This is a genomic window from Brevibacillus nigriterrae (assembly GCF_049846925.1).
Lineage (GTDB): Bacteria > Bacillota > Bacilli > Brevibacillales > Brevibacillaceae > Brevibacillus_H.
On sequence record NZ_JBNCMT010000015.1, the window covers coordinates 1 to 13860 of the forward strand.

The following is a 13860-nucleotide window of genomic DNA, read 5'->3' on the forward strand; positions in this document are numbered from 1 at the left end:
TCAGGAAAATGGCACATGTAAACATTACTTTGCCTGATGGTGCTGTACGTGAATTTGAGGCAGGCAGCACAATCGCCGATGTAGCTGCATCGATCAGCCCAGGCCTACGCAAAAAAGCAATTGCCGGAAAATTAAACGGGAAAGTGGTAGATCTCGCAACCCCGCTGAACGAAGATGGCTTGGTGGAAGTTGTAACGCTGGATTCACAAGATGGTCTCGAAGTATACCGTCACTCCACAGCACACTTGTTGGCGCAAGCAGTGAAACGTATTTATGGTCAAGAGGTGAAGTTCGGTATCGGTCCAGTGATCGAAGACGGCTTCTACTATGACATGGATATTCCAGTCAGCCTTTCACCGGAAGATTTGGGCAAAATTGAAGCTGAAATGGAAAAGATCATCAAAGAAGATTTGGCAATCGTTCGCAAGGAAGTAAGCCGTGATGAAGCGGTGGACATTTTCCAAAAACAAAACGACCACTTGAAGCTGGAGCTGATTCGTGACCTTCCAGAAGAAGCTGTTATCTCTATCTATGAGCAAGGCGAATTTTTCGACCTCTGCCGTGGGCCACATCTGCCATCTACAGGCTTCATCAAAGCCTTCAAATTAATGAGTGTAGCAGGTGCATACTGGCGTGGAAATTCCGATAACCAAGTGTTGCAACGTGTGTACGGAACAGCTTGGCCGAAAAAAGCGGATATGGACGAATATCTCCACTTCATCGAAGAAGCGAAGAAACGCGACCACCGTAAATTGGGTAAAGAACTTGAATTGTTCATGTTCTCCGAAGAAGCACCAGGTATGCCATTCTATTTGCCGAACGGTTTCACAGTTCGTAACGAGCTGGAGCAATTCTCTCGCCGTTTGCAACAAATGGCTGCGTATACGGAGGTTCGCTCACCGTTTATGATGAACCAACGCCTGTGGGAACAATCCGGTCACTGGGACCACTACCATGAAAACATGTATTTCTCTGAAGTAGAACATACGAAGTTTGCGATGAAACCGATGAACTGCCCAGGTCACATGCTGATCTATAAAAACAAAAACCATTCCTACCGTGACTTGCCAATCCGTTATTCAGAGTTCGGTCAGGTGCACCGTCATGAATACTCCGGAGCCTTGAATGGTATGTTGCGTGTTCGTACCTTCTGTCAGGACGATGCGCACGTATTCGTTCGTCCAGATCAGATTGAAGCTGAAATCCAGAGCATGATGAGACTGATCGACCGCATCTACAAAGTGTTTGGCTTCGAGTATTCCGTCGTATTGTCTACTCGTCCAGAAGACTCCATGGGTTCAGATGAATTGTGGGAAGCTGCGGAATCGTCTCTGCGCAATGTATTGGACGAACTTGGTATGAATTATGGCATCAATGAGGGAGACGGCGCATTCTACGGCCCGAAAATTGACTTCCACATCACAGATGCACTGAAACGCAAACATCAGTGTGGAACGATTCAATTGGACTTCCAGATGCCTGAGAAATTCGATCTCTGGTATGTCGGTCAAGATAACGAAAAGCATCGTCCAGTTGTACTTCACCGTGCGATGTACGGTTCCATGGAGCGTTTCATTGGTATCCTGATTGAACATTATGCAGGAGCGTTCCCAACTTGGCTTGCTCCGATTCAGGCTCGCTTGATGACGATTAATGAAGTACACGTACCGTTCGCTGAAAAAGTGAAGGAAAAAATGAAGGAAGCCGGCATCCGTGTCGAACTTGATGCTCGTAACGAGAAGATCGGTTACAAAATTCGTGAAGCACAAGTTTCCAAAATTCCTTACATGCTCGTCATCGGGGAGAAGGAAGTACAGGAGAGCTCTTTGTCTGTACGCAAACGTGGCCAAGGTGATTTGGGCGGTATGGTCGTTGAGGACTTTATTGCAAGTATCACGCAGGAAATCGATAATATGAAATAAATCCCTTGACAAGCGGGTGAGGCATTAGTATTATTGTTTAGGTAAATCAAATTACATTCGAGAATAAGCAGAAGCGCCCAGCTTCTCACCTGCATCGACGTCCATTTGAGACAGTTGACGGGTTATCTCTACCACAATCGTTATGCTTGTTAGGTGAGATAGGTGTGGGCGCATAAGCGTCTACACCTTTTTTTACGTTTTTGCTCTCGAAAGTTAACGGAGGTGGCAAGTATTAGCAAGGAACAGATGTTAATCAACGAAGCGATTCGTGCTCGTGAAGTTCGTTTGATTGGAGCAGATGGCGCGCAGTTAGGTGTTGTAAATATTAAAGAAGCTTTGCGTATCGCACAAGAAGCTAATTTAGATTTAGTGAACGTAGCACCAACAGCGAAACCTCCTGTTTGTCGTATTATGGACTACGGAAAGTTCAAGTACGAACAAGCAAAGAAGGAGAAAGAAGCACGTCGTAACCAGAAGATCATCGAGCTGAAAGAAGTACGTTTTTCTTCCAACATCGAAGAACACGACTTTCAGACCAAACTTCGCAATGTCCGCAAGTTCATTGAGGACGAAGATAAGGTGAAATGCACAATCCGCTTCCGTGGACGTGAAATCACCCACTCCGAAATCGGTCAACAGGTTTTGGAACGTGTTGCTCAACTTAGTGAAGACATCGCAACTGTTGAGCGTAAGCCAAAAATCGAAGGTCGTAGTATGATTATGATCTTGACTCCGAAATCGGAGAAGTAATCAGCAGAATTAGTTAGGAGGATCCATCATGCCTAAAATGAAAACTCATAAGGGTGCTGCGAAACGTTTCAAAAAAACCGGTAGCGGAAAATTGAAACGCGACTCTGCATTCACAAGCCACTTGTTCGCAAACAAATCTACAAAAGCAAAACGCCACCTGCGTAAAGGCGGAATGGTTTCCAAAGGCGATCAACAACGCATCGCTCAAATGATCACTTATCTATAAGATAAGCTGATTCACTAGTTTTTTGGTTTGCAATCGTTTTACCCAAAAATACTTAGCATGTGCCCCATAAGCGTCCAAGTATTGGACCGCCATGCTGGATAGATCAGGAGGAATTGAGTATGCCAAGAGTAAAAGGTGGCATTGTCACTCGTCGTCGCCATAAAAAAATCCTTAAGTTAGCTAAAGGTTATTTCGGTTCTAAACACCGTTTATTTAGATCAGCTAATGCACAAGTAATGAAATCCTTGCTTTATGCATACCGCGATCGTCGTCAGAAAAAACGTGATTTCCGCAAATTGTGGATCACTCGTATCAACGCTCAAGCTCGTTTCAATGGCTTGTCCTACAGCCGTTTGATGCACGGTTTGAAAGTTGCTGGCGTTGAAGTAAACCGCAAAATGCTTGCTGATCTTGCTGTTAACGATAAAGCAGCATTCAACGAATTGGCAGCACTTGCAAAAGGTAAATTAAACGCTTAATAAACATCAAGAAGCACCGTCAGAGACGTGTGCTTCTTTTTTTTTAGGGCTGGATTAACAAACAGGGGTGCGTTGACTCATCCAAATACAACTAGATGATGTTTATATCCTAATTGCGAAAGGAATGTATTTAGAAAAATGAGATTCTTCCCTGCCTTTATTGGATTATTACTTCTTTGTTCCGTTTTTTTCGCAGAAATTTCGATTCCGGGAGTTGCGATGAATACTGCTTTTGCAGATCGGTTTCAGTTTGAACAAGGAGAGGGGTATGAACAAGGGGCTTATGATCAATTGTCTGCCCAGCCAACAACCTTTAACTGGACTCGTCAAACATCTCTGAGTGGCCCCAGTAAACCCGAAGAAAAATGGACAAACAGTATCAGTTCGGATCCTTCTAGCCCCGTTCTAAGTGCTGATGGGTCTATTTACGTTTTAGAGCAAGCAACGGCAAATTTACTGGCATTTGACTCCGAAGGTAACAAAAAATGGGCTGTCCTCTCCAATGCTAACCAAGCTCCATGGTGGTATTCCCCTGTAGTTGGAAAGAACGGTACCATTTATTACGGTGAGGAATCGGGAGTGTTTCATGCGGTTTCAAGTGAAGGAAAGAAATTATGGGACTTTGATGCAAATATGAATATTTACAACTCCTCCGCAATCGGCGCAAATGGGACAATCTTTTTTACAGGCCTTACCGCGTTGTTTGCTTTAAACCCGGACGGAACCTTGTTATGGAAGTATTCACCTGGTTCAGCAGAATTCAAATGGTCAACTCCTGTTATCGCCAAAGATGGCACAATCATTATTGGGGCTAACGAAGTTTTGCAAAATGAACTTGTTGGAGGCGTACTTTTTGCCGTAAATCCTGATGGGACTCTGAAGTGGATGAAAAAATTTGAAGACAAGAAAGCTAACCGATATTTCAAAATTTCAACGGTGCCAGTATTAGACGAAAATGGAGATATTTATGTATCTCTCGATTATGGAGATGCTGAAAATCCCGAATTAAAAGATAAGATTTTCGCATTAGATCTAGATGGAAACACAAAATGGAAGTATACACTAAATGATGGGGAAGGCGCTTTGCATTCATCTCCCATCGTCGACAAAAATGGAACGATTTACGTACCGGGAAATAAACGATTATATGCCTTTAATAAGGATGGGAAAAAAAAGTGGATGATTAAAATACCGATCCATTCACTATCTACTCCAATCATTGACAACGATGGCATTTTATATTTTGGCGGTGTGGATCAAGCAATTTATGCGGTTAACGCCAAAACGGGTCAAGTAAAATGGAGACATCAAACGGATATGTACATTACATCTGCACCCGTAATCGATAGAGATCAATCACTCCTTTTCACTTCTGAAAAATATGATGATGGGAAACTGGTGAAATTAGGCAATAAAGAGAAGGAAGTAATCGGTCTGCAAGCGGAAAGCGACTCGGTTCAACTGAAGCTAAACGAGAAAAGGCAATTAAAGATTGTGGCGATTTATGATGATGAAACTACAGAAGATGTCACAGCAAAGGCAAGCTGGTCATCATCCTACACAAAAGTTGTCACTGTGGAAAAGGGGCTTCTAACAGCGATAGATACAGGGAAAGTATTTATTAAAGCAAAATACGGTGGACAGACTATTGCCATTACTGTCAATGTTCGTTAATCAAATAGTAAAAAGGTGTGGAAGTCATGCGAAAGGCTAGGAAGGCTGTATGGTTGTGTTCTTTAATTGCTTTTTTCCTTTCTTTTCTTTTTATTCAAGATGTAAACATTTTATATGCAAAAGGAAATGTCCCGGAAATAGAATGGGTAAACCAGGATGGAGAGGAAGAAAACAGTTATGAGTGGGTTATGCATGCAGAACAAACAAGGGATGGCGGTTATATTCTGCTGAGAGAATACAATGTAAGTTTAAGTATCGTGAAACTTACAAAGAATGGAAAAAAAGAATGGGAAAAGAGATTTACATATGAAATACCACAAAACCCATTTGTGAAGAAGATGAGACCCTCGTTCATTAGAGAAACCCGGGACGGTGGATACATCGTTTGTGGAAGTATTGATAATGGTCTGTACGACATGTATCTGTTGAAGGTTACAAACAAGGGCGAGAGAGTATGGGAAAAAGCTTATGGTAGTGAAAAGAATGACTTTGCGTTTTTTGTCAATGAGACAATCGATGGTGGGTTTATCTTTGGCGGTTTTGGGGGGCTCATAAAGATTGATAAACAAGGAAAGCAGCAGTGGGAACGAAACAATGAAGATTATCTTGTAACCCAATATGCGAAACAGAGAAGTGACGGGCACTATATCGTGTTCACGGATCACTTTATCGAATTGGATTCAGAAGGAAAAGAACTGTCAAAAAAAGCACTGGATATTGGGCGGGTAAAAGATACAGATGACGGAGGATTTTTAATTGTAGGCGCCAATCGTTCTCTTTACAAAATTGATGATTCAGCAAACGTTCTCTGGAAAACACAAATGTCAAACAACGAACCGTCAGGAAAAGAAGTGTTGTTTAAGATCACAGGAACCAATGATGGAGGAGGAGCGGCCATCTTTGGTTCAGAAGAACAAGATTTAATCTACTTGGAAAAGTATAACGGTAACGGAGAGTATGAATGGAAAATGACGTTAGACTCTGAAGATATATTTGGGGACGATGAAATAGAAGGAATACCAGAAATTGAAGCATTTCAACAGACAATGGATGAAGGATTTGTTTTTGCAGGTAAAGTGGAATCAAGAAGAACCGGGTATGATGCTTTTGTCGTAAAAACGGTACCTAATAAAGTGAGGAATATGACAAAATTAGCAATATACCCTAATAAGTTAGGCGAGTACTTGGACAAGCCCGTCCAGTTGAAACTCACTGCAACGTATGATGATGGTACGAAAGATGATGTAACGGATGCAGCAGATTGGACTTCGAGTGATCCGTATGTAGCGTTTATAGATAATAAAGGACTACTCACAATAATAGGTCGAGAAGGACAAACGGATATTACTGCATCCTATCGTGGAGAAACAGCAAAAGCTCACGTTTCACTTGCAACAAGCGTTGATATCCCTGATCTCAATCTGGAAAAACTGATACGTAAAACACTAGGACGAGAAGAAGGGCTTCCATTAACCAAACAGGACATGCTGAACCTGACAGAAATTGAAGGCTCCAGAAAAGGGATAAAAAGTCTGGAGGGTCTGCAATATGCCTACAACCTTCAAAGAATTATCTTGCCAATCAATGAGGTCTCCGATCTAACTCCACTTCAAAAATTGCAAAAGCTTGAATCGTTATCCTTGTATGATAATCAGGTAACCAGCATGAAAGCGTTGCAAAATCTGAAAAATCTTGAAGACCTGATACTTGAGGGGAATAAGATTTCAGATATAGCACCGGTTAAAAAGCTGAAAAATCTGAAAGGCCTCAATCTTAGCAGAAATAACATTAAGGATTTTTCGAGTATCAAAGGATTGAATAAGCTTGAAAGTTTGCATTTGGATGAAAATAAACTAACGGATATCTCATTTCTTTCAGGTTTAAAAAAATTACGATATGTATATTTAGAAAACAATCAACTGACAGATGTCACGGTACTCTCGAAACTGCCAGAACTTGATACAATTTGGCTTAATGATAACCAGATATATGATCTGTCTCCGCTGTATTCCTTGAAAAATCTGCTTAATTTATCAGTGGAAGAGAATTACATTAATGTGGCAGAAGGTAGCAAAGACAGGGAGTTCATACGCAAAATCACTGGTAGTGTAAGTGGGATTCCAGCGACAAAAACACTTGATGATCTGCTATTGGATAAGAGCGAAATAAGTCTGGCAATGGATGAGTCAGCAACCATCAAGATCAATGCAAAAATGAATGGGAAGACCATAGATGTGCTCAATAATGTAGTAGGGGTTTCAAATAATGAAAAGGTGGCACGATTTAAGGATGGCAAGATAGTTGCGTTAGAACCTGGGTCGGCAACGATTACCTTTACTTACAATGAGAAGAAAGTTGCTTTAGAAGTAACTGTTACGAGCAAGTGAAAAGGTAGCGGCGAAAGGTAAAATTGAAAAAGGAAATGAGAATCACAAAGACACTTTTATTTTAAGTGTCTTTGTTTTTTGGCCTTGAAAGTTTCTAACTGTATTTATAGGGGTATAAAAAACGTAGAAAAACACTTTAGAGAAAGATACTGGAGAAAAAGTATTGGAGGAGGAGACACAGTGTTTTCAACATTTCGTGTCAGATTAATGGTGTTACTGGTGAGCTGCATGCTCATTCCAGCATTGGCGATTAGTTTGATCAGTTATCATCAGGCGAAAGCGTCATTAGTAGAAGCAGGTAAGCAAGAATTAAAGAAAACCGTCGATCATGCTTTTGAAATTCTGACCATGCTCGATAAAGATGTACAAGCTGGCAAGCTGACGGAAGAAGAAGCACTGACGAAAGCGAGAGAGATGCTGGCAGGCCCGCTAAAGCCTGACGGCAAGGAAAGGGATTTCCACCAGTCCAGTTTTCGTTATCGGGAGAATGGATATTTGTTTGTCAACAGTATGGATAGTGCGACACCGCTCAAGGTATATGTCCACCCGCGGTTTGATGTAAAAGGAGAACAACCAACCGTCAAGACGCCAGACGGAAAAGATGTCCTGCAAATGATCGCCGAAACGGCTAAAAAGCCATCCGAAAGCGAACGTTTTATCGAGTATCCGTTCTTTTTGCCGGGCCAAAAAAGTGATGATCCGAATGCCAAAATCGGGACAAAAGTGGCTTATGTTCGGCCTTTTGAACCGTGGAACGCTTATGTTGGTGTAGGTTCCTATGAGTTTGAGTTTTATCAATCGATTGAAAATCTCCAATATCTGATTTTCGGGATCGCTGCACTTACGACACTAGTAGGAGCGTTAATTGCCTACTGGTTTGCCCGATCCTACACCAGAATTCTGAAAAATGTCGGTACCGTTATCGAAGAGGTAGGAAAAGGAAATCTGACTACTCATGCAGTGGTGAAAGGGAAGGACGAATTTGCTCACCTTGCCAGTCATTTGAATGCATCCAGCGATAACATGAGATCCATGATTCACGATGTGATTTCAGTGACGGATAACGTATCACATTATGCGGCATATCTGAATGAGGGAGCAGCTCAAACAGGTGTCGCTTCTGAGCAAATTGCCGTAACCATTACAGAGATGGCAGAATCTACTTCCTCGATGAGAGATGACATGAAAACCACGACAGAGGTCATTCGCCGCCTGCAAGCAGAAATTCATGATGTAACTGATTTGTTGAAGGTTGCAACTGATTCGACCAAACGTGCTACGGAGAATGCCTCTGTTGGTCTACAGACAAGCACACAGGTGCAAGGCGAGATGAATCGAGTGAATCAGGTGGTTCTGCATTCTGCTGAGGTTGTCGATGGCTTGAAAGGGCGAATGGACAAAATTAGCGAAATTACCCAGTTGATTACGTCGATTGCCAGTCAAACGAACCTGCTTGCGTTGAATGCTGCCATTGAAGCAGCACGAGCGGGTGAGCATGGACGTGGATTTGCCATTGTTGCTGATGAAGTGCGCAAACTGGCGGAAGCAACCAGTCGAGCAGGGGAGGAAATTATTCAGGTTCTCGGTGAAATTCAAGCCAAGGCCGTGGAAGCTGTCGATGCAATGCAAAACGGAGTCAACAGTGTAAGTGATATCGGAAAACTGGTACAGGTTAGCAGCCAATCATTCTCGGAAATTACCACGCTGGTTAGTTCGATTTCTGATCAAATTACGGAAGTCTATCAGGCATCTACGAATATCCGTCAACAAGGCGAAACCGCTTTGGAGCGGATCAATAACGTGAACACAATCAGCGTAGAGATTGCAGGTGGAATGGAAACGATTGCTTCTTCGGCCGAAGAGCAAACAGCAACACTGGAGGAAACCGTCGCTTCCGTCGCAGAAGTTTCCCGAAACATTAAAGCACTGCATGAAAAAGTACAGTTTTTCAAGGTGTAGGGATTTTTTTCAAAAACAACGTTGACTTTTTGGTGACATTTCGCTACGATGAATTCAACCAAAAAATGAATAGCATTCTTCTTATCAAGAGTGGCGGAGGGACTGGCCCGATGACGCCCGGCAACCAATCAACCTATTCGTAGGGGATACGGTGCCAATTCCTGCAGAGCATAAGCTCTGAGAGATGAGAGGGATTTGCTTGCGGAAACGTGATCAAAGCCTTCTTTCGACAGGAAAGAGGGCTTTTATTTTTGCCCTCACCATTTTGCACAAGATCGGAAAAAAGAGACAGAGTGGATACTTGGAGGGAAATGAACATGCGTATCGAGACAAAATTGGTGCAAGTAGGAGTGGGAAAGGATGAGACGACAGGAGCCATCAGCTTTCCGATTTACGCCTCCACAGCCTATCGACACCCGGCATTAGGAGAGAGCACGGGCTTTGATTACGCCAGAACAGCAAACCCGACCCGTACCGTATTGGAAGCGGCAATTGCTGATCTGGAAGACGGAACAGCAGGATTTGCCTGTGCGTCAGGGATGGCAGCGATTCAAACGATCATGGGACTGTTTTCTCACGGTGATCACATCATTGTTTCGCTCGATCTATACGGTGGGACGTATCGGTTATTTGAGCAGATTTATTCACGCTATGGACTTTCTTTCAGCTATGTGGACCTGCGCTATGCAGACGAGGTAGCATCTCATATCACAACCAACACCAAGGCGATTCTGATCGAGACACCGACCAATCCGCTCATGCAAATCACAGATATTCGGAAGATTGCGGAAATTGCCAAGGCTCACCAGTTGCTCACGATTGTAGACAACACATTTATGACACCGTTTTACCAACGTCCACTACAATTGGGAGCGGACATCGTCTTCCACAGTGCGACCAAATATCTGGCAGGTCATAACGACGTACTCGCTGGTCTGATCGTGACCAAAGGTGATGAGCTGTCGGAAAAGTTACGGTTTTTACACAACTCCATCGGGGCAGTGCTAGGACCTCAAGATAGCTGGTTGTTAATTCGAGGGTTAAAGACACTGGCACTTCGGATGGAACGCCATCAGGAGAACGCCTTCAAGGTTGCTCAATTTCTCCAATCGCATTCGCTGGTAACGGATGTTTTCTATCCTGGTCTAACCGAACATGAAGGGCATGAGGTTCAAAGGGAGCAGGCAAACGGATTTAGCGGAATGGTTTCATTTCGGATCCAGGATGCCGCTCATGTCGGAACATTTTTACGAAGGCTGCAAGTGATCTCTTTTGCAGAAAGCCTCGGTGGCGTGGAGTCACTTTGTACGTATCCAGCAACACAAACGCATGCGGATATTCCCGTGGAAATCAGAGAGCGTGTAGGAGTATGTAATCGTCTGCTGCGTCTCTCCATCGGGATTGAACATGCAGATGATTTGATTTCAGATCTGGCGCAAGCGCTTGATTCATGTCGATAGATGGGGGATGAGGAAAATGAAGTTTGCTACACAACTTTTGCATGGGACTTGTGGAATTGATACGGTGACTGGTGCTTCCAGTGTTCCTATTTACCAGGCTTCTACTTTTCATCAATTTGATTTGGATCAGCCGGGTACCTTTGATTATGCAAGGTCAGGCAACCCTACCAGGCAAGCGCTTGAAGAGACAATCGCTGAGTTAGAAGGCGGGAAGAGAGGATTTGCCTTTGCATCCGGGATGGCGGCGATCTCCAGTGTATTCCTGCTTTTCTCGGCTGGTGACCATCTGATTGTTTCGGAAGATGTATACGGTGGAACGTATCGAATTTTAACAAGTGTATTTTCCCGCTTGGGTGTGGAGGCAACCTTCGTTGACACAACTGACCCTGAACGAGTGCGGGCAGCGATTCAACCAAAGACCAAAGGCATTTATCTGGAAACGCCTTCGAACCCGACCTTGAAAGTAACGGATATAGAAGCGATCTGTCGTATCGCAAAAGAGCATGGGCTGACAACCATTGTAGACAACACGTTCCTTACCCCCTATTACCAACGTCCACTTATGCTCGGAGCAGATATCGTGATTCACAGTGCAACCAAATTTATCGCTGGCCATAGTGATGTTGTCGCAGGCTTGGTAGTGACCAAGGATGCTGAACTGGGTGCTCAATTGTACACCATCCAAAACGGCTTTGGGGCAATTCTAGGTGTCCAGGATTGCTGGTTGGTCATGAGAGGCTTGAAAACATTGAAAGTTCGCCTCGATGTCAGCACGGCCAGCGCAGATCGCCTCGCTACGTGGCTAGAGTCACATCCCTATGTTGAGTGTGTCTACTATACGGGGTTGGTTGATCACCCAGGTCATCAGCTTCAAGCTCGTCAGGCGTCTGGACACGGTGCGGTGCTCTCATTTGATCTGGGATGCAAGGAACGGGTGAAGCGGTTCCTTGATGCCGTGAAGTTGCCGCTTGTGGCGGTTAGTCTGGGAGCGGTGGAAAGCATTCTATCGTATCCGGCGATGATGTCTCATGCCTCCATGCCTGCACAAGAAAGAAACAAAAGAGGGATTACGGATGGGCTGATCCGTCTTTCAGTTGGTTTGGAAGATGTGCATGATCTTGCTGCCGACCTCGATCAGGCGCTTGTCGCTTCTGCTGTGCCTGTTGGATTGCAACGCCTGAGTGTCTAATAGAATACGGTTAGTCATAGTAAGCCCCATCTGTGAGAAATGGTACTGCACAGATGGGTTTTTTCTTGTTATAAATAGTTTGAAAAGTATAAAAATGGGGATAGGTACATAATGACTTTGTCAAAAAGAGGGCGGAGGTTTTCCTATGAGTGAATTGCAAAACTACATGTCGATTGCAAAATACTTGCCTGAGCTTTTTCGGAAAAAGGATCTGGCCGTGTGGGCGACTGACGAAGAGAAATTTATTATGTGGAATACACATGGAGCATTTCAGCTAAAAATTCATGTGGGAGAGGCACTGAAGCCGGATGGCACGCCTGCTGCTGTACTGCGTACCAAAAGAGCCATTTCACGGTATGTTCCACGAGAAGTATATGGTACTCCTTGTTACTCGGTAGCGATTCCAGTGACAGGTGGAGTCATCGGGCTGTCTGTCGGTTGTGAAAATGAGGAACAATTTTCACAATCGCTGGATGATGTGAATCAGGCAATCGAACACATTGGTCAATCCGGTGCAGAGATCGCCCGTGATGCAGCTTCCATCGCTGAATTCATGGCTACGATCAAACAAACATTGATTACTACTGAAGTCAGTTTGCGTGATATTGATCAAGTGGGCGAATTGATCAAACGAATTGCTGACCAGACCCGCCTGATTTCACTGAATGCCATGATCGAGTCAGCAAGAGCCGGTGAGCATGGAAGAAGCTTCAGTGTGGTTGCCAAGGAAATGCAGAAGCTGTCAGAAGACACCATGAAGTCGATTCAGGATGTGCGGACAAGCATCTGGACGATCCACCAGATGTTTGAACAGGTTCAGAGTTATATGGCAGAGGCAGACCATAAAGTACAAGATCAGAGTACCCAAACCAAGGAAATATCGAATACGATCAGAGAGCTGTCAGCTTCCTTGCAGACATTGCAGGATGTATTTAAAAATTTATAAGTTCTCAACTATGCAAAAAGAGAGTACGGATCAGCATCCGTGACTCTCTTTTTTTGACGAGAACAAGTAATTTTTAAGGCAGGTCGATTAGCATGAACTGTGCCCCCGTGGTGGTGGACAATTGCAGGTTTTGGATGTCTGTGATGCGAGCAGCATCTCGTTTCTCCAATAGCGTTTCACCGTTAAGGGTCAACTCTCCCTCCATCACAAAAACGTAGATTCGGCGGCCTTCGTCTTGCGCAAAGGAGAGGTTTTGCCCTTGCTCCAGCATGGAGAGATATAGGGTCATGTCTTGATGAATGAGCGCTGTTGTAAATCCGTCATAAGTTTTGTTAGAAACGATGGGTACTAGCTGATTCGAATGAGCCTGCAAGTCATACGATGTTTGTTCGTAGCTTGGAGTCAATTTGGACTGGTCTGGCTCAAACCACAGTTGCAGGAAATTCACCTCTTCCGTATCAGACGGATTCATTTCTGAGTGGATAATCCCTGTTCCAGCCGTCATCCGCTGGATTTCTCCGGCACGAATAATTTCTTTATTGCCCATGCTGTCTTCGTGCTGCAAGGAGCCTTTTAAAATGATTGAGACAATTTCCATTTCACGATGAGGATGAGATCCGAAGCCGGTAAGTGGGTGGACAAAATCGTCATTAAAGACACGCAGAGGGCCAAAATTCATGTTGTTGCGATCAAAATATTCAGCGAAAGAGAAGCTGAAATTGCTTTGCAGCCAGCCGTGGTTGGTCGAATAACGAGATGTTGCAGGGTATTTTGTGATCATATACATTCCTCCAATATAAAAGATCAAATTTGAGATAATTTAAAGTAACTAACTTATAGTAAGTATTATAACCTGTTAACTTACTAT

12 protein-coding genes and 1 riboswitch are annotated in these 13860 nt (G+C 43.8%); of the genes, 10 read left to right on the forward strand and 2 right to left on the reverse strand.

The window, feature by feature from the left end:
- Positions 1–8: 8 nt before the first annotated feature.
- Positions 9–1922: a threonine--tRNA ligase gene (thrS, locus tag ACPW7N_RS12520; RefSeq protein ID WP_425651534.1), complete on the forward strand. Its 1914-nt coding sequence runs from the start codon at positions 9–11 to the stop codon at positions 1920–1922.
- Positions 1923–1973: 51 nt separating this feature from the next.
- Here the strand turns inward: thrS and ACPW7N_RS12525 are convergent, their stop codons facing one another.
- Positions 1974–2096 (reverse strand): hypothetical protein, encoded by a 123-nt coding sequence (locus ACPW7N_RS12525; RefSeq protein WP_425651429.1) that lies wholly within the window; start codon positions 2094–2096, stop codon positions 1974–1976.
- A 72-nt stretch (positions 2097–2168) separates the two neighbouring features.
- Here ACPW7N_RS12525 and infC point away from each other — a divergent pair, with 72 nt between their 5' ends.
- The 9 genes from infC to ACPW7N_RS12570 all read left to right on the forward strand — a co-directional run bounded on the left by infC (position 2169) and on the right by ACPW7N_RS12570 (position 12992).
- On the forward strand, positions 2169–2672 hold the full coding sequence (gene infC / locus ACPW7N_RS12530) for a translation initiation factor IF-3 (RefSeq protein WP_425651430.1): 504 nt from the start codon (positions 2169–2171) through the stop codon (positions 2670–2672).
- A gap of 28 nt (positions 2673–2700) precedes the next feature.
- A complete protein-coding gene (gene rpmI, locus ACPW7N_RS12535) occupies positions 2701–2898 on the forward strand; it encodes a 50S ribosomal protein L35 (RefSeq protein ID WP_425651431.1) in 198 nt (65 codons plus the stop codon).
- A gap of 119 nt (positions 2899–3017) precedes the next feature.
- A complete protein-coding gene (rplT, locus tag ACPW7N_RS12540; protein WP_425651432.1) occupies positions 3018–3377 on the forward strand; it encodes a 50S ribosomal protein L20 in 360 nt (119 codons plus the stop codon).
- 219 nt (positions 3378–3596) lie between these two features.
- Positions 3597–5051 (forward strand): outer membrane protein assembly factor BamB family protein, encoded by a 1455-nt coding sequence (locus ACPW7N_RS12545; protein WP_425651433.1) that lies wholly within the window; start codon positions 3597–3599, stop codon positions 5049–5051.
- A 26-nt stretch (positions 5052–5077) separates the two neighbouring features.
- Positions 5078–7438 (forward strand): leucine-rich repeat domain-containing protein, encoded by a 2361-nt coding sequence (locus tag ACPW7N_RS12550; RefSeq protein WP_425651434.1) that lies wholly within the window; start codon positions 5078–5080, stop codon positions 7436–7438.
- A 180-nt stretch (positions 7439–7618) separates the two neighbouring features.
- Positions 7619–9397 (forward strand): methyl-accepting chemotaxis protein, encoded by a 1779-nt coding sequence (locus tag ACPW7N_RS12555; RefSeq protein ID WP_425651435.1) that lies wholly within the window; start codon positions 7619–7621, stop codon positions 9395–9397.
- A gap of 78 nt (positions 9398–9475) precedes the next feature.
- Positions 9476–9588, forward strand: a riboswitch (SAM riboswitch).
- A gap of 126 nt (positions 9589–9714) precedes the next feature.
- The gene (locus tag ACPW7N_RS12560) at positions 9715–10857 is read left to right on the forward strand and encodes an aminotransferase class I/II-fold pyridoxal phosphate-dependent enzyme (RefSeq protein WP_425651436.1); all 1143 of its coding nucleotides are present in this window, start codon (positions 9715–9717) and stop codon (positions 10855–10857) included.
- Between the two features lie 16 nt (positions 10858–10873).
- A complete protein-coding gene (locus tag ACPW7N_RS12565; protein ID WP_425651437.1) occupies positions 10874–12046 on the forward strand; it encodes an aminotransferase class I/II-fold pyridoxal phosphate-dependent enzyme in 1173 nt (390 codons plus the stop codon).
- A gap of 145 nt (positions 12047–12191) precedes the next feature.
- Complete coding sequence (locus tag ACPW7N_RS12570; RefSeq protein WP_425651438.1) at positions 12192–12992, forward strand: methyl-accepting chemotaxis protein; 801 nt, start codon at positions 12192–12194, stop codon at positions 12990–12992.
- 73 nt (positions 12993–13065) lie between these two features.
- On the opposite strand, the gene ACPW7N_RS12575 is transcribed toward ACPW7N_RS12570, so the two are convergent.
- A complete protein-coding gene (locus tag ACPW7N_RS12575) occupies positions 13066–13773 on the reverse strand; it encodes a pirin family protein (RefSeq protein WP_425651439.1) in 708 nt (235 codons plus the stop codon).
- Positions 13774–13860 lie beyond the last annotated feature (87 nt).

What these genes read in the sequence shown, in the direction of transcription:
- thrS (WP_425651534.1), top strand. Translation starts at nt 9, where the DNA reads ATGGCACATGTAAACATTACTTTGCCTGATGGTGCTGTACGTGAATTT.
- ACPW7N_RS12525 (WP_425651429.1), bottom strand. Translation starts at nt 2,096, where the DNA reads ATGCGCCCACACCTATCTCACCTAACAAGCATAACGATTGTGGTAGAG.
- infC (WP_425651430.1), top strand. Translation starts at nt 2,169, where the DNA reads ATGTTAATCAACGAAGCGATTCGTGCTCGTGAAGTTCGTTTGATTGGA.
- rpmI (WP_425651431.1), top strand. Translation starts at nt 2,701, where the DNA reads ATGCCTAAAATGAAAACTCATAAGGGTGCTGCGAAACGTTTCAAAAAA.
- rplT (WP_425651432.1), top strand. Translation starts at nt 3,018, where the DNA reads ATGCCAAGAGTAAAAGGTGGCATTGTCACTCGTCGTCGCCATAAAAAA.
- ACPW7N_RS12545 (WP_425651433.1), top strand. Translation starts at nt 3,597, where the DNA reads ATGAATACTGCTTTTGCAGATCGGTTTCAGTTTGAACAAGGAGAGGGG.
- ACPW7N_RS12550 (WP_425651434.1), top strand. Translation starts at nt 5,078, where the DNA reads ATGCGAAAGGCTAGGAAGGCTGTATGGTTGTGTTCTTTAATTGCTTTT.
- ACPW7N_RS12560 (WP_425651436.1), top strand. Translation starts at nt 9,715, where the DNA reads ATGCGTATCGAGACAAAATTGGTGCAAGTAGGAGTGGGAAAGGATGAG.
- ACPW7N_RS12565 (WP_425651437.1), top strand. Translation starts at nt 10,874, where the DNA reads ATGAAGTTTGCTACACAACTTTTGCATGGGACTTGTGGAATTGATACG.
- ACPW7N_RS12570 (WP_425651438.1), top strand. Translation starts at nt 12,192, where the DNA reads ATGAGTGAATTGCAAAACTACATGTCGATTGCAAAATACTTGCCTGAG.
- ACPW7N_RS12575 (WP_425651439.1), bottom strand. Translation starts at nt 13,773, where the DNA reads ATGATCACAAAATACCCTGCAACATCTCGTTATTCGACCAACCACGGC.